This is a genomic window from Pseudarthrobacter xylosi (assembly GCF_055412765.1).
On the sequence record NZ_JBVAYT010000005.1, the window covers coordinates 155582 to 176254 of the forward strand.

The following is a 20673-nucleotide window of genomic DNA, read 5'->3' on the forward strand; positions in this document are numbered from 1 at the left end:
TCGCCCTGCCAGCGACTCGTGGCGACCGGCCGGGCACCTGACGCCGTCAAGGAACTGGATGACTGATCCCAACGGCCTGGTGTACGAAGACGGCACCTACCACGCGTTCTACCAGTACAACCCGAAGGGCAACGACTGGGGCAACATGTCCTGGGGCCATTCCACCAGCACTGATCTGGTGCATTGGGTGGAAGAGCCGGTCGCCATGGAGGCCACGGAGACCGAGGAGATCCTCTCTGGCTCCATCGTGGTGGACACCGGCAACACCTCGGGGCTGGGCAGCAAAGACCAGCCGGCCATGGTGGCCCTATATACGAGCGCCTACAAGGACAATGCCCCGTTGCCCGAAGGCTCCCCGGCCCAGTCCGCCGCGTACAGCCTTGACCACGGCCGCACCTGGACGAAGTACCAGGACAATCCCGTCGCCGGGACAATATTGGGTCATGATCGGCCGGCGGCGGCAGCAACAGGAACGACGACGGCGGCAAGCCCGCCTTGCGCTCGTCCGTCGCCGCTGTCCCTGCTGGAGTCCTGTCCGGCTTATCTGCCTCCGAGCGGAAAGTCAGCGTTTCCGACGGCAGCCAGCCGCTGGGGGAGGACTTCGCCTCAAGGTCCCAACTGCTGGACACCTCATCAGAGGAAATCTTCGCCCCCGAAAGCGGCACAGTCATCACAGACCTCTTCCTGCCGGACTGGACCAACACGGACGCTTCGGTGTTCAGCGAAGGCGGGAAAGCCGGATTTTCGCTGACCAGCCGGAAGCTGTCCTGACTTACTGCAGGTTCCCGTGCGTTCCCGCACGCAGGGGATAGGGTTGGGATCAACAGAAGGGGAAGTGTCTGATGGAATACCAGAACCCACAACCCGATGCGGGCGTCGACCGCCAGCTCGCTACCGGCCAGGTTGCTACCAGCCACCATGCCGCCAGCCCGGCGCCCGTGCCCGGACACGGCCGCACCGTGATCGCTGAGACCGCGGTAGCAAAAGTTGCCGGCATCGCTGCCCGTGCCGTGCCCGGCGTCTACTCGTTGGGCTCGGCGCCGTCACGGGCGCTGGGAGCCATCCGGGACGCCGTCGGCAGTTCGGACCATGCGGCCGGTGTCCGCGCCGAGGTCGGCGAGACGCAGGTGGCGGTGGACATTAGCCTGGTGGCCTCCTACGGCACGCCCCTGCATTCCCTGGCCGATCAGGTCAGATCAGCCGTTTACCGCGCGGTCGAGGAACTCGTCGGCCTGCAGGTCATTGAAGTGAACGTCGAAATAACCGATGTCTACGTGGCGACGCCGGCGAAGGCCGGAGCCCCTGCCGTCGCCGAGAGGGAGGCACTGCTGTGAATCTGACCGTTGTGGGCATCGCCATGGGCGCGTTCGTGGCGTTTATGTCGTTCCAGTTCGGGCTGTGGGGCTTCCTGGTCTCGCTCCTCTTTATGGCCATAGGCGCCCTCCTGGGCCGCGCTGCGGAAGGGAAACTGGACCTGCGCGGCGTCCTGGATGCCATCATCGGCCGGCGCTCCTCGTCATGACATCAGCGGCACCATCCATCCAAGGGCGGGTGCTGAGCGGACACAACCGCATCAGCACGCAGGCCCTGACCAGCCTTGCCAGGACAGCCGCCGCGGAAGCCCTCGGTGTGGATCCCCACGATGTCCGGGCGGACTGGGCGGACGACGACGGCCTGCTGGCTTTGTCACTGGTGTCACCTATCCGGATCCCCCCGCTCGCCACCGTGCTCAGGGACGCAGGCCGGGTCACCGCGTTCGGTGGATCCATTTGGGACCGGACGGTCGATGCCAAAGCCAGGATCCTTTCGACGGTCACGGCCCTCAGCGGCGCCCGTCTGAGCAGGGTGGATATCCGTATCAGCGGCGTCAAGCCGATTGAGGGAGGCAGGGTTCAGTGAGCGGCGGAACAGTGGACGGAGACTTGGCGGATTCGAGGCCAACAAGCCGCACCCGGGCGCGGCCGGAACCCGACATGCGCCGGGTCGTCTACCGGGAAACACATTCCTCGCGGGCTGCGGTGGCAACGGTGGCGGCCGTCCTGGTGATGGGGCTGGCCGGCTACGGTCTTCTCGAGGCGGCCGTGCACGCCATTGGGCAGCCGGCCTGGCTGATCGAACCACAGCTGGCGGCGGAGCGCATCGTTGCCCTGCCGGCGGGTATCCCGCCGTTGCTGCTCGGGGCCAGCGGCGCCGTACTAGCCATGGTGGGGCTGTTTTTCCTGCTCAACGCCGTCCTGCCGGGAAGTCGTGCCCGGCACGTGCTGAACGGCACCGGAAGTTCGTCCGCCGTGGTGGTCGATGACGAGGTCATCGCCTCCGCCCTGGCGCGCAGCGCCCGGCTCGCCGCCAATGTAACCCCGGAACAGGTCATGGTGATGGTGTCCCGGCGGCAGGTCATCGTGAACGTGCGCCCCACGTCAGGTGTTCCAGTGGCCGAAGCAGCGGTGCTGTCCGCGGTCCAGGAAGAGCTCGGCGGGATGTCGCTTGTCCCGTTGCCTGACGTCCGCGTCAACATTTCCTCCGTAGGAGTGATTGGCGCATGACGGCCACACCCTCGCTCCTCAACAGGATCCTGCTGGGTATCCTCGGACTCAAGCTGCTCGCGGTGGGCATCCTGCTCGTCCTGCTGGCCACCGTTCCGCCCGTGGGCACCTGGTGGCATGCCTGGTCCGGATCGGCCTGGCGCAGCGTCAACCAGTCCTTCGATAACACCCGCTTTCCGGGACGTCCGGAAAGCTGGCTCTGGCTCGTGATGGCGCTTGCCCTGGTGGTTCTGATCGGCCTGATGGTTGCCTGGATCGCCCAGCAGGGCAAAGGCCGGAGCAACCTGCTGGTGGCCGAGTACGATCCCGGGACAGTTGCCGGAGACGTGCGGATCAGCGGGGGAGTAGCCGAGCAGGCGTTGAAGCACGCCCTTGCTGAACGGCCCGATCTGGCGGGTGCCACGGTGACAACCTACGACGTCCAGGGTAGCCCCGCCTTGAAAATCCGGCTCCAGCCGCGCCAGGGCGTGGCGCCGCATCTCCTGGCGGCCGAGGTCTCTGCCCTTGTGGACGCCCTGGACCAGGTGGTGGGAAAACGGACGCCCGTCCTGATCCACATCGGTGCCGGTGCCAGGACACGGTTCAGCCGGGCCGAACGCGTCCGTTAGTGCGGTTCCTGTAGGCAAGTCCTCATACTCGGCTGTTCACATATTGAGATGGGTATCTCAATATGTGGTGGCGGCTTTTAGGATCCGAAGGATGAGCAACAGCCATCTCAGCCCGCAGCCCTTTGTCGACTGGAACTGGTGCGCAGACAATCCTGGTGACTTCGTCCTGGTTGATGCGCGCTGGTACCTGGATGGTTCCTCGGGTAAGGACGCATACGGTGAGGGCCATATCCCCGGTGCCGTGTTCGTCGACATGGACAAGTGGCTTTCCGGCCCGGCTTCCAAAGCGGCAGGCCGGAACCCGCTGCCCGATCCTGAAGTGTTTGCAGGCGGGATGCGGGAAAGCGGCATAGCCGACTCCGATGTCGTTGTTGCCTACGATGACGCTGGCGGCGTCATAGCAGCGCGAATCGTATGGATGCTTCGGTCGATGGGCAGGAGGGCCGCAGTCCTCGACGGTGGTATTGGAAGTTACCCAGGGGAGCTCCAAATAGAGGAACCGCAAAGATCGACCAGCGACTTTTCGGTTCAGGGATGGCCTGAGGTCCTGCGCGCGGATATTTCAGAAGCTTCTTCGGGTAAATACAAGGTCGTGGATGCACGCAACCGTGACCGCTTTGAGGGACGCCAAGACCCTATCGACCCTCGCCCCGGCCACATACCCGGCGCGGTGAATGTCCCCTGCCGGGAGAACCTCGACCCATCAGGAAGACTATTGCCGGCCGAGCGCCTTCGCGCGAATTTTGAACGTGCCGGCATTGTCGCGGCGGAGAGCACAATTGCGTATTGCGGATCGGGTGTCACCGCCTGCCACAACCTCCTTGTTATGGAGCAGTTGGGGCTGGGCAAGGGCAGGCTGTTTGTCGGTGGCTGGTCCCAATACGGGCACGCTTCTGATAGGCCCATCGAGACTTGCTGAGTTCCCGGAAGCGGTTCAGCGGGCCGGACGCGTCCGTTAGTGTGATGCGGGAGACATCTGATCGTGCCGATGCCGGCGGACATCGCCTGGTAAAAGGCCACTACCACTGTCCGGATGGAATACCGGGGAATCTAGGAGAACACCATGAGCGAGCAAGTAACTGGCAGCGGAGCAGCAAACGAAGGCGTCGGCGCGGCAGAAAAGGCCAAGGAGCTCGCCGGCGAGGCTGCGGGAAACGTGAAGGAATTTGCGGGCGAGGCAGCGGAGAACGTGAAGGAATTCGCCGGCGAGGCTACGGAAAACGTGAAGGAATTCGCGGGCGAAGCTGCGGAGAACGTGAAGGAGTTCTTCGACGGTGACGTGGCCGAGAACGCCAAGGAGCTGGCCGCTGACGTGGCCGAGAACGCCAAGGAGCTCGCCGGTGATGTTGCTGGGAACGCGAAGGAACTGGCCGGCAACGTGACCGAGAACGTGAAGGGCTTTGGCGCCAAGATCGCCGGTCTATTCAAGGGCGGCAAATAGGACCATCCCTGGGGCATGCCCCACGATGCCTACAAGGGCGCCGCGTTCCCTCGGGAGCGCGGCGCCCTTCCGTCGTGCGGCCTGTGGCAGCATAGCCGCACGTCCAAGGCGCCCCGCCGCCTGGGACAACATCGCCGCGGGGCCCAAACCCTCCGGGCCGGGGCCTAGATATCCTTTCGGACACAACCGTGTGTAAACGCTTGCATTTCTTGCCGGGGCCTGATTAGTGTGTGGTGCATACCACGTGAAGATGTCGGTCACCTTTGTCTCACCTGTTGAAGTTCTGTACTCACCGAGGAGTCCTCAGTATGAAAAACCGCAATTACCTGCTTCCGGTTGCTGCCACCGGAATTCTGGCCCTGTCACTGGCTGCATGCAGTTCCGGCGGCGGGGGCGGCACCACCACCACTAGCGATTGCTCCGCCTACTCGAGCTACGGCAAGCTCGACGGGAAGACCGTCTCCGTCTACTCCACCATCGTGGACACGGAAGCCACGAACCTGGAAACCGCGTTCAAGCCCTTTGAGGACTGCACCGGAGCCACCATCAAGTACGAGGGCAGCAAGGAATTCGAGACCCAGATCGGGGTCCGGGCGAAGGCCGGAAACGCCCCGGACGTCGCCATCTTCCCGCAGCCCGGGCTTATGGCCGATCAGGCCAAGGCCGGGAACCTGAAGCCGGCTCCTAAAGCGGTCTCGGACCTGGTGGACAAGAACTGGTCCGCTGACTGGAAGAAGTACGGCACGGTGGATGGCGTTTTCTACACCGCGCCGATGCTGGCAAATGTCAAGGGCTACATCTGGTACGCCCCGAAGACGTTCAAGGACAAGGGCTGGCAGGTTCCCAAGACCTGGGACGAGATGCTGACGCTATCCAACAAGATTGCCGATGACGGCGCCATGAAGCCGTGGTGTGCAGGCTTTGAGTCCGGCGAAGCAACCGGCTGGCCGGGCACCGACTGGGTGGAGGATGTTGTGCTCCGGGCCCAAGGCCCCGAAGTCTACGACCAGTGGGTGACCCATCAGATCCCCTTCAACGATCCCAAGATCGTGGATGCCTTCAACAAGACCGGCGAGATCCTTCTTGACTCCAAGTACGTCAACGGCGGCTTTGGCGATGTGCGCTCCATCCTGACAACCGGCTTCGCGCAGGCAGGACAGCCAGTCCTTGACGGCCAGTGCGCCATGCACCACCAGGCCAACTTCCAGGCCGCCAACTGGCCGGAAGGCACCGCTGTTGCCCCTGACGGCGATGTGTGGGCCTTCATGGCGCCGCCCATCGACGCCAGCAAGGGTCAAGCCATCACCGGCGGCGGCGAGATGGTGGGCGCTTACAAGGACACCCCCGAGGTCCAGGCGTTCCTGACGTACATGGCCAGTGCCGACTTCGCCAACAACCGTGTCAAGCTCGGTGGGGCGATCAGCGCCAACAAGGGACTGGACCCGGCCAGCGCCCAGACGGAACTCGACAAGCAGTCGATCGCCCTGTTGCAGGATCCGAAGACGGTCTTCCGCTTTGACGGCTCTGACCTGATGCCCGGTGCTGTAGGTTCCAACTCCTTCTGGAAGGGCATTGTGGCCTGGATCAACGGCACTCCGGCCCAGCAGGTTGCTGACAGCATCGAAGGCAGCTGGCCTAAGAGCTAACCTCCACACATTGCGCCCTTGGGACTCCGAGTCCCAAGGGCGCAATGTTGACCCTGAACGAATTGATCCACGCACACCACGGAGGTTGGGCAATGGAGTTTCTTGGAGGAAAGTTTCTTCAAGTTTTTATCGCCTTAGCGGTTTTTGCCGCACTAATTGGGCTGATTATGCTGATTGTGGACAGGGCTCCCAAATCAGTCAAAGACAAACTGACGATCGTTGGCTTTTTGGCGCCGGCGGTAATCCTGATGCTCGTCGGCTTGGTTTATCCAGCCGTGCAGACGTCGATCCTGGCATTCACGAATGCCTCCGGACAACCAAACGGAGCCGATAACTTCGTCTGGATGTTTACCCAGCCTGAGGCGCTGGTGACGCTGCGCAACACCGTCATATGGACGGTGCTGGTGCCGTTGCTTTCCACCGGTTTCGGCCTCGCTTACGCGGTGTTCATCGACAAAGCCCGTGGCGAAAAGGTGCTTAAGGCCCTGGTCTTTATGCCGATGGCCATCTCATTCGTTGGCGCCGGCATTATCTGGAAGCTCGTCTACGACTACCGTGGCCCGGGTATCGAACAGACAGGCGTTATTAACGCCTTGCGCGTCATGCTGGGAATGGATCCCAAGCAGTTCCTCCTGGATGCCCCGGAAAACACCATCTTCCTGATCATCGTGATGGTTTGGATCCAAACAGGCTTTGCCATGGTGATCCTTTCTGCTGCCATCAAGGGTGTTCCCATGGAACTGGTTGAGGCAGCGCGCCTCGACGGCGCCAATGCCTGGGAGCAGTTCCGCAACGTGACCGTTCCCGGCATTCGGGGCTCTCTGGTTGTGGTGCTGACAACCATCACCATAGCCACGCTGAAGGTCTTCGACATTGTCCGCACCATGACGGCGGGCAACTACGACACCTCAGTGGTCGCCAACGAGATGTACACGCAGGCCTTCCGTGCCGGCGAACCGGGCAGGGGCGCAGCACTGGCCCTCATCCTGTTCCTCCTCGTCCTGCCAATCGTGGTCTACAACGCCCGCGTACTCCGTCAGCAAAGGGAAATCCGATGACCGTCATGCCAGCGCCGGACGAGGCGGCCAACGCTTCCCGGACCCAGACACGCAAGGACAAGGCCCGTCCCGCGACGCCGGAGGATTCCGCGCCGATCATGCGGCGGGTCAAGACCAAGCTGACCTCACGGTGGGCCACCGCGGCCGCCGTGATCATTGCGACGATCTGGACCGTGCCCACGTTCGGTCTCCTGGTGTCCTCCATCCGTCCGGCGGCCAAACAGGTGGGCCCGCGTTCGGATGGCTGGTGGAACTTTTTCGCGGACTGGGATTTCACCTTCAAGAACTACGTCGATGTCACGGCTGCGGCAGGATCGCAGTCTGCAAACCTTTCGCAGTACTTCGTCAACTCCCTGGCAATCGTCATCCCCGTCACCGTCTTTGTCCTGGTGCTCGCGTCCATGGCGGCCTACATGTTCGCATGGGGCAACTTCAAGGGCCGCGAATGGGCGTTCATCATCGTTTTCGCGTTGCAGATCATCCCGCTGCAGATGGCCCTTATTCCGCTGCTGACACTGTTCACCCAGGTGCTTCAGATTCCGCCCGGATCCTATACCCAGCTCTGGATCGCCCACACCATGTTCGGGCTCCCGTTGGGTATCTTCCTGCTGCATAACTTCATCTCGGAGATCCCGGGGGAAGTTATCGAGGCCGCGAAGGTGGACGGGGCAGGCCACACCACCATTTTCTGGCGGATCATCCTGCCGTTGTCCGTGCCGGCCTTGGCGTCGTTGGCCATCTTCCAGTTCCTGTGGGTCTGGAATGACCTGCTCGTGGCGCTGGTGTTCTCCGGTGGAACAGCAGACGTAGCGCCCATCACCCAGCGGCTCGCTGAGATCTCAGGTACCCGTGGAAACAGGGACTACCTGAACCCTGCGGCTGCGTTCGTGTCGATCATTGTGCCGCTCGCTGTGTTCTTCGGCCTGCAGCGCTACTTCGTCCGTGGTCTCCTGGCCGGCGGCCTCAAGGGCTGACCGGACGCACGGGGGCAGACAGGTAACACTGTGACGCCGGGCGGCCCGCCACCTAGCATGGCTTGGGGGCAAATGCATAGCGGATATTAAAGTTTGAGCCCATGAGGGGAACGGTGGCGCGCATGGCTGAGAGGTCTCAACGGGGTGGCCACAGCGGCGTCAGCATTGAGGACGTGGCAGCGGCCGCCGGCGTATCCACCGCCACCGTTTCCCGGGCCGTGCGCGGGCTGCCCAGGGTTTCGCCCGCCACCCGGGAGAAGATCCTTGAGGTGGCGGGTGCCCTGGGCTACGTGGCGTCGTCGTCGGCGTCAGGACTGGCCACCGGCCGCACCAAGACCATCGGCGTCCTGGCGCCGTTCGTGAGCCGCTGGTTCTTCTCCAAGGCCATCGAGGGAGCGGACCGCGAACTTCACGCCCGCCACTACAACCTTTCCCTCTTCAACCTGGGAGGTCACGGCAGCAACCGGGAGCGCCTGTTCAGCAAAACCATGGTGTACAAACAGATTGACGCCCTGCTTGTCCTTTGTATGGCGCTCAGTCACGAGGAACTGGACCATCTCCAGAAGATTGATATCCCGCTGATCGTGGTGGGCGGTCATGTGGAGGAGTGCGCGTACATCGGCATCGACGACTACGCCGCCGCATCCGCCGCCGTCCGGCACCTGATCGACCTCGGTCACCGCGACATTGCCCTCCTGCACGGCGACGACGAAACGGACCTTAATTTCGACGTTCCCCGCGTGCGGATCCTGGCTTTCAAGGACGTTATGGCAGGAGCAGGGCTGCCCACCCGCCCCGAGTGGGACGAATGGGGAGACTTCACGGTCCGCAGCGGACAAGAAGCCTTCCGGCGCCTCTGGGCCCTGTCAGGCCCTAAGCCAACCGCCATCTTCTGCGCATCCGACGAAATGGCCATGGGCGTCGTCTTCGAAGCCACACGCGTAGGCGTGCGGGTCCCTGAGGACCTCTCGGTGGTGGGGATCGATGACCACGATTTCGCCGACGCGATGGGCCTGACCACGGTGGGACAACGGCCCGACGAGCAGGCCGAGCTGGCCACCAAGATGCTCATTGATGAACTGGACGGCACAGTCGGGGCGGTCCAGTCTGCTGTCGCGCCCCATCAGCTCATTGTCAGGCGTACGACGGCGCCGCCTCCTTCCTGAGGAGGCGCGGCGTCGCATCTGGTCCAGGAAGCCTGGGTCAGGACGCGCGGGCGAGTTGCCGGATGGGAATCCAGCGGGAGGCCAGCCTGCGGTAGGCCGCCGCGGCGCCCGTCATGTCGCCCTCTGCCAGGCATTCGATGCCCAGCCGGATGTCCATGGGTGACTCGTCCGGGTAGACCTTGTCCGCCACAGCACCGTAGTCGAGTTCCACCATGGAATTGACGTTGAACAGCTCCAGCCATTCGGTCAGCTGCGCGAGGTCGTCCAGCATGTCCAGGTCCGGGGCGGCCAGCGCAAGGTGGGCCACAGCGTACCGTGCGCGCTCCATGGCTTCGGTGATGGGAGCCCACACCCTCACGGTGAGGATGCGCCCGCCTGATTCCACCACGTCCTTATGGTCGCCTTCCATAAACAATGAGAACCAGCTGAAGGGGATACCCCAGGTGGAGGCGCGCGTATGCACGCGGATGGCGCCGTCACGGGCCTTGACCTGGTCAATGCGTTCCTGGTGTTTGTCCCGCTGCTCCTCCGGAATCAGCATCTCGGCCAGCGGGCCGTGGATGCCTTCCATAAGGGCATTGGCGGCGAGGCCGGCTCGCAGGACCAGCTGGCTGGGGCAGTACAGCAGGGTGCGCCCGGCTCCAGCGTCACGCGCGCCGTCGTCACCAGTGTCCGGCCCCAGGCCGGTACCGTCGCCTATCTCGGTACCCAGGCCGGACTCGGCACCCGGGCGGGCGGCAGCACCGGCGTCGGGCGTTCTTGCCTGCGGGGTCCGGCCCGGGGGTACGCCGGGAATGCTGGTGACCCGGACCAGGTCCGTCCGCCCGGTGGGGAACGGATCCCCGCCGGAGCGGGTGATCCGGCCCAGTGAGGCCAGCAGTTCGGCGTTTTCGACGGCGGCCCGGGAGGCCGTGCGGGCACCCGCGGTCCGGATGGCGTCCCGTTGTCCTTCCGGGAAGGCGTCCAGCGGTTCGTAGACGCGCAGGGTGGAGGAGAACGGCAGGCCAGCCTGGCCCCGGTAGAGGTTTCCCGTCATTAAAGTCTCCCTTCCTGGGCCCCGGCTGCAGCCATCAGTCCGCCAGATCCACCAGGACGGGGGCGTGGTCCGAGGCGCCCTTGCCCTTGCGTTCCTCGCGGTCGATCGAGGCGCCGGTGACACGGGCAGCCAAGGCGGGGGAGCCAAGGACAAAGTCAATGCGCATCCCCTCCTTTTTGGGGAAGCGCAGCTGGGTGTAATCCCAATAGGTGTACACGCCGGGACCGGGTGTGTACTGGCGTGCCACGTCGGTGAAGCCGGCTTCTTCGAAAGCGTGGAAAGCCGCGCGCTCCGGCGGGCTGACGTGGGTATGGCCTTGGGACAGGAAGAGGTCGATGTCCCAGACGTCCTCATCCAGGGGCGCGATGTTCCAGTCGCCCATCAGGGCAACCTGTGCGTCCGGGTTCGCGGCAACCAGGCTCTGGGCGTGGTCCTTGAGGGATTCGAGCCATTTGATCTTGTACGGCATGTGTTCGTCGTCCAGGGATCGGCCGTTGGGTACGTAGAGGCTCCAGACCCGGACGCCGCCGCACGTGGCAGCCATGGCGCGGGCCTCCTGCACAGGGTCCTTGCCTTCCTTGCCGAACGGGGGCTGGTCCAGGAAGGTGCGCTCCACATCTTCCAGGCCAACCCGGGACGCGATGGCCACGCCGTTCCACTGGTTGACGCCGAAGTGGGCCACCTCGTAGCCCATGCGTTCGAACAGCTCCCAAGGGAAGTTTTCGTCCTTGCATTTGGTCTCCTGGATCGCCAGGACGTCGCAGTCGCTGCGCTGCAGCCAGGCCTCCACACGGTCGGCGCGGGCACGGAGGGAGTTCACATTCCAGGTAGCAATCTTCACAGTCCCTAACTTACCGAACTTGTTGCCCGGAGGTGTTGCCGCGGCGTCGGCGGGGCCGGTTCCGGTCAGACTCTGCGGCCGGTGCCCGCAGAAACGGGGCACTATGGCGCGGACACGCCGCTGAATCGTGTTGCTGCGCCCCGGATACGGATCAAAGTGCCCCAGGACGGGGTGCCGCAACAAAATGACGGCGTCGGCGACAGCGTTCCCCACGAGGGTTCCGGGCAGTATGGAATTTAGTAGGAAGTCCGAGTATATTCGCTTGCAGAGATGACCTGGATCACATGCGAAGGAGCATTGCATCATGGTGCGCGAACTATGCCATTACGTAGACGGCCAACGGGTGACGGGGACCTCCGGCCGCTTCAGCGACGTTTTTGACCCCTGCACCGGCCAGGTCCAGGCGCGCCTGCCCCTGGCCAGCGGGGAGGAAGTCCGGAACGTGGTGGCCGCCGCGGAGAAGGCGCAGGTCCAGTGGGGCGCCATGAACCCGCAGCGCCGCGGCCGGATCCTGCTGAAATTCGTTGACCTCGTCAACGAGAACATGGATGAACTCGCCACGCTCCTGTCCTCGGAGCACGGGAAGACGTTCGCCGATTCCAAGGGCGATATCCAGCGCGGCATTGAAGTGGTGGAGTTCGCGGCGGGCGCCCCGCACCTGCTCAAAGGCGAGTTCTCCGACGACGCCGGGGCAGGCATCGACGTTCACTCGCTGCGCCAGCCACTCGGCGTGGTCGCGGGCATCACCCCGTTCAACTTCCCGGCCATGATCCCCCTGTGGAAGTCCGGCCCGGCCCTCGCCGCCGGCAACGCGTTCATCCTCAAGCCCTCCGAGCGGGACCCCTCGGTTCCGCTGCGCCTGGCCGAACTCTTCACCGAGGCCGGGCTGCCGGACGGGGTATTCAACGTGGTCAACGGGGACAAGGAAGCCGTTGACGCGCTGCTGGAGGACCCGCGCGTGAAGGCCATCGGCTTTGTGGGCTCAACGCCCATCGCCCAGTACATCTACGCCACCGCTGCCGCCCACGGAAAGCGCGCCCAGTGCTTCGGCGGGGCCAAGAACCATATGGTGATCATGCCGGACGCGGACCTGGACATGGCCGCCGACGCCCTGATCGGCGCCGGCTTCGGCTCCGCCGGCGAGCGCTGCATGGCCATTTCCGTGGCCGTCCCGGTGGGGGAGAAGACCGCGGACGCGCTGGTAGCCAAGCTGACCGAGCGCGTCAAGCACCTCAGGGTGGGGCACAGCCTGGACAAAGACTCGGACTTCGGGCCCGTGGTGGCGGCGAGTGCCAAGGAGCGGATTGAGGGCTACATCCAGTCCGGCGTGGACCAGGGTGCCACCCTGCTGGCCGATGGCCGCGGCCTCGCCGTGGAAGGCTACGATGACGGCTTCTGGGTGGGACCCACGCTCTTTGACCACGTCACCAAGGACATGAAGATCTACCAGGAGGAAATCTTCGGGCCCGTCCTCAGCGTGCTCCGCGCCGCCGATTACGACGAAGCTCTCCGGCTGTGTTCGGAGCACGAATTCGGCAACGGCGTGGCCATCTTCACCCGCGACGGCGACGCCGCCCGGGACTTCGCCAGCCGGGTGGAGGTGGGCATGGTGGGCATCAACGTGCCCATTCCGGTGCCCATCGCCTATTACACGTTTGGCGGCTGGAAAGCGTCCGGTTTCGGCGATCTGAACCAGCACGGCGCCGACGCGTTCCGGTTCTACACCAAGACCAAGACGGTCACCACACGCTGGCCGTCCGGGATCCGCCAGGGCGCCAGCTTCGTCATGCCGGAAGGCAGCTGATGACGGAGGTTCTGTTCGAGAAGCGCGGCCACCTGGGCATGATCACGCTCAACCGGCCCAAAGCCGTCAACGCCCTGAACGCCGGCATGGTGGCCGCCATGCTGGCGCAGCTCACCGCCTGGGCGGACGACGACGGCGTGGCCACCGTACTGGTGCACGGCGCCGGTGAGCGTGGCCTCTGCGCCGGGGGCGACATTGTGTCGATCTACCGGGACATCCTTGGTGGCGGGGCTGAGACGGCTGACTTCTGGCAGACCGAATACCGGCTGAACTCCCTGATCGCCGCCTATCCCAAGCCTTATGTGGCCTTTATGGACGGCCTGGTACTGGGCGGCGGCGTGGGAATCTCCGCGCACGGCTCGGTGCGGGTGGTCACCGAACGCACCCGGACCGGGATGCCGGAGACCACCATCGGATTTGTGCCCGACGTCGGCGGGACCTGGCTGCTGGCGAAGTCACCTGGGGAGACAGGCACCCATGCCGCGCTGACCGGAGCCCACCTGACCGGGGCGGATGCACTGTTCCTGGGCCTCGCGGACCACTTTGTCCCGTCGGGGAACCTGCCGGAACTGGCGGCGGCGCTCGAACACGAAACTGCGGAAGCCGCCGTCGTACGCTTTGCCCAGGACCCGCCGCCCTCCGGGCTGGAGGCGCAGCGCGACTGGATCGATGCCGCCTACGCCAGCGATGACGTGGAGGACATTGTCCGGCGGCTGCGGACTGCGGATGGGGAACCGGGCGGCGCCCCGGGCGCGGAGCCTGCGGCCGAGGCGGCTGAGGCTGCCACGACCATCGAGGCGAAGTCGCCGACGGCCGTGAAGGTGACCCTGGGGTCCCTCCGCCGCGCCAAGGAACTGACGCTGGACGAAGCGCTGGCGCAGGAATACCGGGTAGGGCTTCGGTTCCTGGTTGCGCCGGACTTCCGCGAAGGGATCCGTGCGCAGGTGGTGGACAAGGACCGGACGCCGCAATGGAAGCCGGCCACGCTGCACGAGGTGCACGCGGCGGACGTGGAACGGTTCTTCGCGCCGCTGGGGGACCGGGAGCTCAACCTGCACACAAAGGAGCCGGACAATGCCTGAACAAACCACCATCGCTTTCCTGGGCCTGGGCCACATGGGCGGGCCCATGGCAGTGAACCTGGTCCGTGCCGGCTACGCCGTGGCGGGCTTCGACGTGGTCCCCGCCGCCTTGGACGCCGCCCAAACACACGGCGTGCCCACGGCGGCAAGTCCGCTGGACGCCATCGCCGGTGCCGACGTCGTGCTGACCATGTTCCCCAGCGGCCAGCACGTGCTGGACGCCTACCGCGGCGCGGAGGGACAGCCGGGCCTGCTCGCCGAAGCCAAACCGGGCACCATGTTCCTGGACTGCTCCACCATCAACGTTGACGAGGCACGGGAAGCCTCCGCGCTCGCCATTGCGGCAGGCCACCGTGCCGTGGATGCCCCGGTCTCCGGCGGCGTGGTGGGTGCGGAGGCCGGCACGCTGACCTTTATGGTGGGCGGCGAGACGGAGGACTTCGAGGCCGTGCGGCCGCTGCTCGAGGTGATGGGCAAACGCGTGGTCCACTGCGGCGCGCACGGTGGTGGCCAGGCCGCGAAGATCTGCAACAACCTCATCCTGGGGGTCTCCATGATTGCGGTCAGCGAGGCCTTTGTGCTGGGCGAGAAGCTGGGCCTGACGCACCAGGCGCTCTTCGACGTCGCCTCCAACGCCTCCGGGCAATGCTGGGCCTTGACCACCAACTGCCCTGTCCCGGGGCCGATCCCCACCAGCCCCGCCAACCGTGACTACCAGCCGGGCTTCGCCGGGGCGCTGATGGCGAAGGACCTGCGGCTCGCGCTGAATGCGCTGGAAAGCACGGGGGTGGCGGCCCGGCTGGGACCGCTCGCCTCGGAAATCTACGATACGTTTGCCGCTGAAGGCGGAGCCGGCCGGGACTTCTCCGGAATCATCACCGACATCCGCGACAAATCGAAGCACTAGCACCATCTGCAGCACTGGCACCACTCGCAGGACGCACCATCCACGAACAGCTGAAAGGTCGGGCATGACGGAGTACACGAACATCCTGGTGGAACAGCGCGGCCGGGTAGGGCTGGTCACGCTCAACCGGCCTGAGGCGCTCAACGCCCTGGACAAGGCCACCATGGACCAGCTCGTGGCAGCCGTCACCGCCATGGACGCCGACCCCGGCGTGGGCGCGGTGGTGGTCACTGGCTCGGGCAAGGCGTTTGCCGCAGGTGCCGATATCAAGGAAATGGCGTCGCAGGGCTACATGGACATGTATGCCGCGGACTGGTTCCGGGGCTGGGAGGACTTCACGCGGCTGCGGATCCCTGTCATCGCGGCGGTATCCGGCTTCGCACTGGGCGGCGGCTGCGAGTTGGCCATGATGTGCGATTTCATCATCGCCGGGGACAACGCCAAGTTCGGCCAGCCGGAGATCAACCTCGGTGTGCTGCCGGGCATGGGCGGTTCACAGCGGCTCACCCGCGCCGTGGGCAAGGCCAAGGCCATGGACATGATCCTCACCGGACGCTTCATCGGCGCCGAGGAGGCTGAACGTTCCGGCCTCGTCTCCCGCGTGGTGCCCGCCGAGGATGTGGTGGAGGAGGCGCTGAAGGCCGCGGAGGTCATCGCGTCCAAGTCCAAGCCGGTGGCCATGCTCGCGAAGGAAGCCGTCAACGCAGCCTTTGAAACGGGGCTCGCCCAGGGGGTCCTCTTCGAGCGCCGGATCTTCCACTCGCTCTTCGCCAGCGAGGACCAGAAGGAAGGCATGGCCGCCTTTACGGAGAAGCGCCAGCCCGAGTTCAACCACCGCTGACCCGAGTGCGGCCAGGGAGAGCCAGGCCGCGCTCCTCCTAGACTCGTAGGACGGCAGCATGGGAATCGGCACGGAAGTGGCTACGTAGTGGAACGGGGACAGGCAGATGTGGGAAACGGCCGTTGCGGCAGCAGGCTCAACTGACAACCTGGGTGGCCTGGTGGGCGTCGCGGCGCGGGGGATTGAAAATCTCGGCGAATGGGGCGTGGGACTGTTCACCCTCGCCGAGACGCTCCTTCCGCCCATTCCCAGCGAAGTGATCCTCCCACTGGCCGGGTACCTGGCCAAGCAGGGATCCTTGAACCTGGTCCTCGTATTCGCCACAAGCACGCTGGGCGCCTACCTCGGTGCGCTCCTGCTGTATTGGCTCGGAGCCAAGCTGGGGCTCGAACGGTCCATCCGGGGCTTGGCGAAGCTTCCGCTGGTGGAGCGGGAGGATTTTGAGAATGCCGCGGACTGGTTCCGCCACCACGGCCGGTCATCGATCTTCTTTGGCCGGCTGCTCCCCGGTGTGCGGAGCCTCATCTCACTGCCCGCCGGTGCGTCCAACATGCACCTGGCCACCTTCAGCCTCTACACCCTCGCCGGGAGCGGACTGTGGAACGGCGCCCTCATTGGCCTGGGCTACGCGGTGGGCTCGCAGTACCAGGTGATCGAACAGTATTCACGTTTCCTCAATTACGCCGTGTACGCCACGCTGGTGCTGACCGCGGGGTGGCTCGTTGCCAGGAGTGTCCGGCGCAGCAAGGCCGCCAAACGCTAAGGGACGCCTCCTAGTCCGTAAAGTCCCCGGCGTTCCGGCGGAAGGTGCCCAGGATGCCGATCAGCTGGTCCACGCCGGCCGCGTCGAAACCTGACTGGCCAAACACCTCGGTGTTGAGTACCGCCGTCGCGCGTTTGGCCACTGTGCGCCCCTCCGCGGTGAGCTCGATCAGGGTGGTGCGGCCGTCCGTAGGATGCGGCGAACGGGTCACCAGTCCCGAGCCTTCCAAACGGTCGACGGCGTTGGTCACCGAGGTGGGATGGACCTGGAGCAGGGCGCTCGCCTTGTTCATCGGGAGCGCGCCGCTGCGGGCGAAGCTGAGGAGTGCGAGCAGCTCGTAGCGGGCAAAGGTCAGCCCGAACGGCTTCAGGGCGCCCTCGATCCGGGCCAACAGGATCTGCTGGGTGCGCATGATCGCCGTGATCGCAGCCATCGGAGCGGCGACGTCGGCCCAGCCGTGCTCCTCCCAGTTCCGTTGGGCGTCGGCGATGGGGTCCCGGGGCAATGGCGCGGCCATCCTCAGCCCTTCAGTCCCGGAAAGTCCGCCTCAGAGTATTCCATCCCGAAGCCGTCGGGATGGGTGCCCTGGAGATGCCGGAGCTCCTCGTTGTGCCGGAGCTCCACACGGCGTATTTTGCCCGAGATGGTCTTGGGCAACGCCGCGAATTCCAGCCGCCGGATCCGCTTGAACGGCGCCAGATGCTCGCGGCAATACCGCAGGATGTCCTCCGCCAGCTCAGGCCCCGGCTCCAGCCCGGACACCAGGACAACGTAGGCCTTGGGGACGGAGAGCTTGAGCGCATCCGGCGACGGAACCACAGCGGCTTCAGCCACGGCCGGGTGTTCCAACAGCACGCTCTCCAGTTCGAACGGCGAGAGCCGGTAGTCGGAGGATTTGAAGACGTCGTCGTCGCGGCCCACGTAGGTGATGACGCCGTGCTTGTCCCGGCTCGCCATGTCGCCCGTATGGTAGTAGCCGCCGCGGAACGCCTCGGCGGTCCGTTCGGCGTCACCGTAGTAGCCCTTCATCAGCCCCACCGGCCGGGGGTCCAGGCGGAGGCACAGCTCGCCGTCGTCGGCTTCTTCCCCGGTGTTCGGGTCCACCAGCACCACGTCGTAGCCGGGGAGCGGCCGCCCCATGGCGCCGATGGTGACCGGCTGGCTGGGCGTGTTGGCCACCTGGACGGTGGTTTCGGTCTGGCCGAAGCCGTCCCGGATGGTCTGGCCCCACGCGCGCTGGACCTGTTCGATCACTTCGGCGTTCAGCGGCTCGCCCGCGGAGACCACTTTGGTGGGCGGGGTCTTCAGGACTTTGAGGTCCGCCTGGATCAGCATCCGCCAGACAGTGGGCGGGGCGCAGAAGCTGGTGACGTGCTCGCGGTCCATCTGCTCCATCAGGGCACGGGCGTTGAACCGGTCATAGTTATAGACAAAAACGCAGGCCTCCGCGATCCACGGGGCGAAGAAATTGGACCACGCGTGTTTGCCCCAGCCCGGCGACGCCACATTCAGGTGCACATCACCGGGTTCCAGGCCAATCCAGTACATCGTGGAGAGGTGCCCCACCGGGTACGACGTGTGCGTGTGCTCCACCAGCTTGGCCTTCGAGGTGGTTCCGGAGGTGAAATACAGCAGCAGCGTCTCGTTCGCCTGGGTGGGGGCGTCGGCCGTGAAGGTGGCTGCCGCCGTCGTCGAATCCGTGTACTGGAGGGCGCCGGGGGTGCCGGCCGAACTGCCACCGGCAGCGATTTCGATCAGGCGGTAAACGCCGGGGACGCCCGCAAACTTACCGATGTTGGAACGCCCGACGGCGGCCCAGCCCGCCCCGCCGCGCTCCACGCGTTCGGCCAGGTCCTCGGGACCCATCAGGGTGGTGGTGGGGATCAGGACAATGCCGAGCTTGATGCCGGCCAGCATCAGCTCCCAGAGCTCCACCTGGTTGCCCAGCATGACGATCATGCGGTCGCCGCGGCGCATGCCCTGGCTTCGCAGCCAGTTGGCCACCTGGTCGGAACGGGCGGCCAGGTCCGCGAAGCTCCGGCGGGTGGCCGAGCCGTCCTGCTCCACGATGACCAGGGCCGGGTTGTTGGCCTTCTCAGGATCAGCCGCGATCTGATCGAACCAGTCGAGGGCAAAGTTGAATTCCGTGAACTGCGGCCACACGAACTCGCGCCTGGCCTGGTGGTAGTCGGAGTGGAGGGCCAGCAGGCGGTCGCGTGCCGCGCGGAAGTCATCGGTGACTGACAAGGGGACACCTTTCGTCCAGTGATGCGCATCACTAAAGATCCATCCTGTGCAATATACTAGGACATCCAAGGGTTTGGAAGACCGAAGGGATATGAAGCGTGCAGCCACAAGGACGTGAGCGTGTTGTGACCGAAGCCCCGCCCTATCCCGAGGCGGACCTGATGCACATCGTGGATCTCCTGCCCGCGGCGGAACGCGTGCGCTATCTGGAGATCCGGGCATTCCTGCAGTCCACGGTGCGGCAGGCATCCATTGACTACTGGAACCGCGAGGAATTCCCGTTCGGGCTGCTGGCGGAGATGGCCAAGCACGGGCTTGGCGCCTTGCAGACAGACGGCACGTCCAAGCTCTTCAGGGGCCTGATGTACGTCGAAGTTGCCAGGGCGGACGTTTCGCTGTCGGCCCTGGTAGGGATCCACAACGAACTGATCGTGGGGATGATCGACGCCCTCGGTTCCGAGGAGCAGAAGCAGCGGTGGCTGCCCGGCCTGAAGAACTTTACTCAGCTTGGCGCCTTCGCCCTGACCGAACCTGAGCACGGCTCGGACATCGCCGGCGGGCTGGAAACATCCGCGCGGCTCGAGGACGGTGAGTGGGTGATCAACGGCGCTAAACGCTGGATCGGCTCCGGGACCATCGCGGACTTTGCCCTGGTGTGGGCGCGCGACGAAGCAGACGGGCACATCAAGGGCTTCATTGTGGAGACGGACCGCGCGGGCTACCGGGCCACCAAGATTGCCAACAAGATCGGCCTGCGGATCATGCAGAACGCGGACATCGTGCTGGACAACGTCAGGATTCCGGCGTCCAACATGCTGCCGGGCGCCACCGACTTCTCCAAAGCCAACCACCTCCTGCGGGATTCGCGTGCCTGGGTTGGCTGGCAAGGTGCCGGGATCCAGCTGGCCGCGTTCGACGTCGCCCGTTCCTACTCACTGGAACGCAGGCAATTCGGCAAGGAACTGGCATGCTTCCAGCTGGTCCAGCAGCAACTCGCGGAAATCCTGGGTAACGCCTCCGCGTCACTGGCGCTGATGGCCCAGCTCGCCCGGATCCAGACGGACGGCAAGCTGGAGATGGCGCAGGCGGCCATGGCAAAGTCCACGTGCACCCGGCTGGCCCGCGCGTCGGTGGCGATGGGACGGTCGCTGCTGGGCGGCAACGGGATCAGCTCGGACTATGAGATGGGCAAGCTGTTTGGTGATGCCGAAATCCTCTATACCTATGAGGGCAGCTACGAAATAAATTCGCTGATTGTGGGCCGGGCCGTCACCGGAAAATCGGCCTTCGTCTAGGCATTCACGGGTGCTGGGGAACTTAACAAAAAACTGCCCTGGCCATGCTTTGCAGCACGGCCAGGGCAGTTGATCAGAACCTTAGAGCGGGCGAATGTTCTCTGCCTGCGGGCCCTTGGGACCTTGGGTCACATCGAATTCGACTTTCTGGTTCTCGTCCAGTGAGCGGTAGCCGCTGCTGGAGATTGCGGAGTAGTGCGCGAAAACATCGGCGGATCCGTCGTCCGGAGCGATGAAGCCAAAGCCCTTTTCAGCGTTGAACCATTTAACTGTGCCTGTTGCCATTGCTAACTTCCTTTGTAACCCTTTTCTGGTCCTGCTCGGACGGCAGGCAGACGCGGAGTCTGTAGTCCGCTGTCTCAAACCTAGGGGCTGCGCGGTGGGCGTGCAATAGCTACAGTCATCAAGTGTCACCCCTGTT

General features: G+C 64.8%; 23 protein-coding genes. 18 read left to right on the forward strand and 5 right to left on the reverse strand.

The genetic code is table 11. The features are described 5' to 3' along the window. Positions 1-58 precede the first annotated feature (58 nt). The 12 genes from ACZY1F_RS12775 (at position 59) to ACZY1F_RS12830 (ending at position 9436) form a co-directional block, all read left to right on the forward strand. A complete protein-coding gene (locus ACZY1F_RS12775) occupies positions 59-751 on the forward strand; it encodes a glycoside hydrolase family protein (RefSeq protein ID WP_463942036.1) in 693 nt (230 codons plus the stop codon). Between the two features lie 91 nt (positions 752-842). Next, positions 843-1334, forward strand: coding sequence for an Asp23/Gls24 family envelope stress response protein (locus ACZY1F_RS12780; RefSeq protein WP_463942037.1), 492 nt, complete (start codon positions 843-845; stop codon positions 1332-1334). After that, positions 1331-1522 carry a hypothetical protein gene (locus ACZY1F_RS12785; protein ID WP_111907359.1) on the forward strand — a complete coding sequence of 64 codons (192 nt, stop codon included), beginning with the start codon at positions 1331-1333 and terminating at the stop codon, positions 1520-1522. The genes ACZY1F_RS12780 and ACZY1F_RS12785 overlap by 4 nt, the downstream gene beginning before the upstream one ends. Continuing rightward, positions 1519-1899: a hypothetical protein gene (locus ACZY1F_RS12790; protein WP_463942038.1), complete on the forward strand. Its 381-nt coding sequence runs from the start codon at positions 1519-1521 to the stop codon at positions 1897-1899. The genes ACZY1F_RS12785 and ACZY1F_RS12790 overlap by 4 nt, the downstream gene beginning before the upstream one ends. A gap of 74 nt (positions 1900-1973) precedes the next feature. Next, the gene (locus ACZY1F_RS12795) at positions 1974-2543 is read left to right on the forward strand and encodes a hypothetical protein (protein ID WP_463942251.1); all 570 of its coding nucleotides are present in this window, start codon (positions 1974-1976) and stop codon (positions 2541-2543) included. Then, positions 2540-3151 (forward strand): hypothetical protein, encoded by a 612-nt coding sequence (locus ACZY1F_RS12800; protein WP_463942039.1) that lies wholly within the window; start codon positions 2540-2542, stop codon positions 3149-3151. Before ACZY1F_RS12795 ends, ACZY1F_RS12800 begins: the two co-directional genes overlap by 4 nt. A gap of 91 nt (positions 3152-3242) precedes the next feature. Continuing rightward, positions 3243-4070 (forward strand): sulfurtransferase, encoded by an 828-nt coding sequence (locus ACZY1F_RS12805; protein ID WP_463942040.1) that lies wholly within the window; start codon positions 3243-3245, stop codon positions 4068-4070. Positions 4071-4214: 144 nt separating this feature from the next. After that, positions 4215-4592 (forward strand): hypothetical protein, encoded by a 378-nt coding sequence (locus ACZY1F_RS12810; protein ID WP_463942041.1) that lies wholly within the window; start codon positions 4215-4217, stop codon positions 4590-4592. Positions 4593-4900: 308 nt separating this feature from the next. Next, positions 4901-6238 carry an ABC transporter substrate-binding protein gene (locus ACZY1F_RS12815; RefSeq protein WP_463942042.1) on the forward strand — a complete coding sequence of 446 codons (1338 nt, stop codon included), beginning with the start codon at positions 4901-4903 and terminating at the stop codon, positions 6236-6238. 92 nt (positions 6239-6330) lie between these two features. After that, on the forward strand, positions 6331-7296 hold the full coding sequence (locus ACZY1F_RS12820) for a carbohydrate ABC transporter permease (protein WP_463942252.1): 966 nt from the start codon (positions 6331-6333) through the stop codon (positions 7294-7296). Continuing rightward, entirely contained in the window at positions 7293-8270 is a 978-nt protein-coding gene (locus ACZY1F_RS12825) for a carbohydrate ABC transporter permease (protein WP_463917936.1), read from the forward strand. Before ACZY1F_RS12820 ends, ACZY1F_RS12825 begins: the two co-directional genes overlap by 4 nt. A gap of 113 nt (positions 8271-8383) precedes the next feature. Further along, positions 8384-9436, forward strand: a complete 1053-nt coding sequence (locus ACZY1F_RS12830; RefSeq protein WP_463942253.1) for a LacI family DNA-binding transcriptional regulator — start codon at positions 8384-8386, stop codon at positions 9434-9436. A gap of 37 nt (positions 9437-9473) precedes the next feature. Here ACZY1F_RS12830 and ACZY1F_RS12835 read toward each other — a convergent pair whose 3' ends face one another. Together ACZY1F_RS12835 and ACZY1F_RS12840 are read right to left on the reverse strand one after the other, a co-directional pair. Continuing rightward, on the reverse strand, positions 9474-10472 hold the full coding sequence (locus ACZY1F_RS12835) for a DUF8083 family protein (RefSeq protein ID WP_463942043.1): 999 nt from the start codon (positions 10470-10472) through the stop codon (positions 9474-9476). Positions 10473-10506: 34 nt separating this feature from the next. Continuing rightward, on the reverse strand, positions 10507-11313 hold the full coding sequence (locus ACZY1F_RS12840) for an exodeoxyribonuclease III (RefSeq protein WP_463942044.1): 807 nt from the start codon (positions 11311-11313) through the stop codon (positions 10507-10509). Positions 11314-11617: 304 nt separating this feature from the next. Here ACZY1F_RS12840 and ACZY1F_RS12845 point away from each other — a divergent pair, with 304 nt between their 5' ends. From ACZY1F_RS12845 to ACZY1F_RS12865, 5 genes are all read left to right on the forward strand, one after another. Continuing rightward, complete coding sequence (locus tag ACZY1F_RS12845; RefSeq protein ID WP_463942045.1) at positions 11618-13117, forward strand: CoA-acylating methylmalonate-semialdehyde dehydrogenase; 1500 nt, start codon at positions 11618-11620, stop codon at positions 13115-13117. Then, positions 13117-14199, forward strand: coding sequence for an enoyl-CoA hydratase/isomerase family protein (locus ACZY1F_RS12850; RefSeq protein ID WP_463942046.1), 1083 nt, complete (start codon positions 13117-13119; stop codon positions 14197-14199). The genes ACZY1F_RS12845 and ACZY1F_RS12850 overlap by 1 nt, the downstream gene beginning before the upstream one ends. Next, positions 14192-15106, forward strand: a complete 915-nt coding sequence (mmsB, locus tag ACZY1F_RS12855) for a 3-hydroxyisobutyrate dehydrogenase (RefSeq protein ID WP_463942047.1) — start codon at positions 14192-14194, stop codon at positions 15104-15106. Before ACZY1F_RS12850 ends, mmsB begins: the two co-directional genes overlap by 8 nt. A 64-nt stretch (positions 15107-15170) precedes the next feature. After that, positions 15171-15947 (forward strand): enoyl-CoA hydratase, encoded by a 777-nt coding sequence (locus ACZY1F_RS12860; protein WP_463942048.1) that lies wholly within the window; start codon positions 15171-15173, stop codon positions 15945-15947. Positions 15948-16053: 106 nt separating this feature from the next. Further along, positions 16054-16710, forward strand: coding sequence for a DedA family protein (locus ACZY1F_RS12865; protein WP_463942049.1), 657 nt, complete (start codon positions 16054-16056; stop codon positions 16708-16710). 10 nt (positions 16711-16720) lie between these two features. Here ACZY1F_RS12865 and ACZY1F_RS12870 read toward each other — a convergent pair whose 3' ends face one another. Next, positions 16721-17227 carry a MarR family winged helix-turn-helix transcriptional regulator gene (locus ACZY1F_RS12870; RefSeq protein WP_463942050.1) on the reverse strand — a complete coding sequence of 169 codons (507 nt, stop codon included), beginning with the start codon at positions 17225-17227 and terminating at the stop codon, positions 16721-16723. Between the two features lie 2 nt (positions 17228-17229). Next, positions 17230-18957 (reverse strand): AMP-binding protein, encoded by a 1728-nt coding sequence (locus ACZY1F_RS12875; RefSeq protein WP_463942051.1) that lies wholly within the window; start codon positions 18955-18957, stop codon positions 17230-17232. Positions 18958-19118: 161 nt separating this feature from the next. Between ACZY1F_RS12875 and ACZY1F_RS12880 the strand changes: the two genes are divergently transcribed. Next, positions 19119-20252 (forward strand): acyl-CoA dehydrogenase family protein, encoded by a 1134-nt coding sequence (locus tag ACZY1F_RS12880; protein ID WP_463942255.1) that lies wholly within the window; start codon positions 19119-19121, stop codon positions 20250-20252. 81 nt (positions 20253-20333) lie between these two features. Here ACZY1F_RS12880 and ACZY1F_RS12885 read toward each other — a convergent pair whose 3' ends face one another. Further along, the gene (locus ACZY1F_RS12885; protein ID WP_069950491.1) at positions 20334-20537 is read right to left on the reverse strand and encodes a cold-shock protein; all 204 of its coding nucleotides are present in this window, start codon (positions 20535-20537) and stop codon (positions 20334-20336) included. Positions 20538-20673 lie beyond the last annotated feature (136 nt).

What these genes read in the sequence shown, in the direction of transcription:
- ACZY1F_RS12795 (WP_463942251.1), top strand. Translation starts at nt 1,974, where the DNA reads ATGCGCCGGGTCGTCTACCGGGAAACACATTCCTCGCGGGCTGCGGTG.
- ACZY1F_RS12885 (WP_069950491.1), bottom strand. Translation starts at nt 20,537, where the DNA reads ATGGCAACAGGCACAGTTAAATGGTTCAACGCTGAAAAGGGCTTTGGC.
- ACZY1F_RS12820 (WP_463942252.1), top strand. Translation starts at nt 6,331, where the DNA reads ATGGAGTTTCTTGGAGGAAAGTTTCTTCAAGTTTTTATCGCCTTAGCG.
- ACZY1F_RS12835 (WP_463942043.1), bottom strand. Translation starts at nt 10,472, where the DNA reads ATGACGGGAAACCTCTACCGGGGCCAGGCTGGCCTGCCGTTCTCCTCC.
- ACZY1F_RS12800 (WP_463942039.1), top strand. Translation starts at nt 2,540, where the DNA reads ATGACGGCCACACCCTCGCTCCTCAACAGGATCCTGCTGGGTATCCTC.
- ACZY1F_RS12825 (WP_463917936.1), top strand. Translation starts at nt 7,293, where the DNA reads ATGACCGTCATGCCAGCGCCGGACGAGGCGGCCAACGCTTCCCGGACC.
- ACZY1F_RS12810 (WP_463942041.1), top strand. Translation starts at nt 4,215, where the DNA reads ATGAGCGAGCAAGTAACTGGCAGCGGAGCAGCAAACGAAGGCGTCGGC.
- ACZY1F_RS12870 (WP_463942050.1), bottom strand. Translation starts at nt 17,227, where the DNA reads ATGGCCGCGCCATTGCCCCGGGACCCCATCGCCGACGCCCAACGGAAC.
- ACZY1F_RS12860 (WP_463942048.1), top strand. Translation starts at nt 15,171, where the DNA reads ATGACGGAGTACACGAACATCCTGGTGGAACAGCGCGGCCGGGTAGGG.
- ACZY1F_RS12865 (WP_463942049.1), top strand. Translation starts at nt 16,054, where the DNA reads ATGTGGGAAACGGCCGTTGCGGCAGCAGGCTCAACTGACAACCTGGGT.
- ACZY1F_RS12780 (WP_463942037.1), top strand. Translation starts at nt 843, where the DNA reads ATGGAATACCAGAACCCACAACCCGATGCGGGCGTCGACCGCCAGCTC.
- ACZY1F_RS12845 (WP_463942045.1), top strand. Translation starts at nt 11,618, where the DNA reads ATGGTGCGCGAACTATGCCATTACGTAGACGGCCAACGGGTGACGGGG.
- mmsB (WP_463942047.1), top strand. Translation starts at nt 14,192, where the DNA reads ATGCCTGAACAAACCACCATCGCTTTCCTGGGCCTGGGCCACATGGGC.
- ACZY1F_RS12850 (WP_463942046.1), top strand. Translation starts at nt 13,117, where the DNA reads ATGACGGAGGTTCTGTTCGAGAAGCGCGGCCACCTGGGCATGATCACG.
- ACZY1F_RS12815 (WP_463942042.1), top strand. Translation starts at nt 4,901, where the DNA reads ATGAAAAACCGCAATTACCTGCTTCCGGTTGCTGCCACCGGAATTCTG.
- ACZY1F_RS12880 (WP_463942255.1), top strand. Translation starts at nt 19,119, where the DNA reads ATGCACATCGTGGATCTCCTGCCCGCGGCGGAACGCGTGCGCTATCTG.
- ACZY1F_RS12775 (WP_463942036.1), top strand. Translation starts at nt 59, where the DNA reads ATGACTGATCCCAACGGCCTGGTGTACGAAGACGGCACCTACCACGCG.
- ACZY1F_RS12790 (WP_463942038.1), top strand. Translation starts at nt 1,519, where the DNA reads ATGACATCAGCGGCACCATCCATCCAAGGGCGGGTGCTGAGCGGACAC.
- ACZY1F_RS12805 (WP_463942040.1), top strand. Translation starts at nt 3,243, where the DNA reads ATGAGCAACAGCCATCTCAGCCCGCAGCCCTTTGTCGACTGGAACTGG.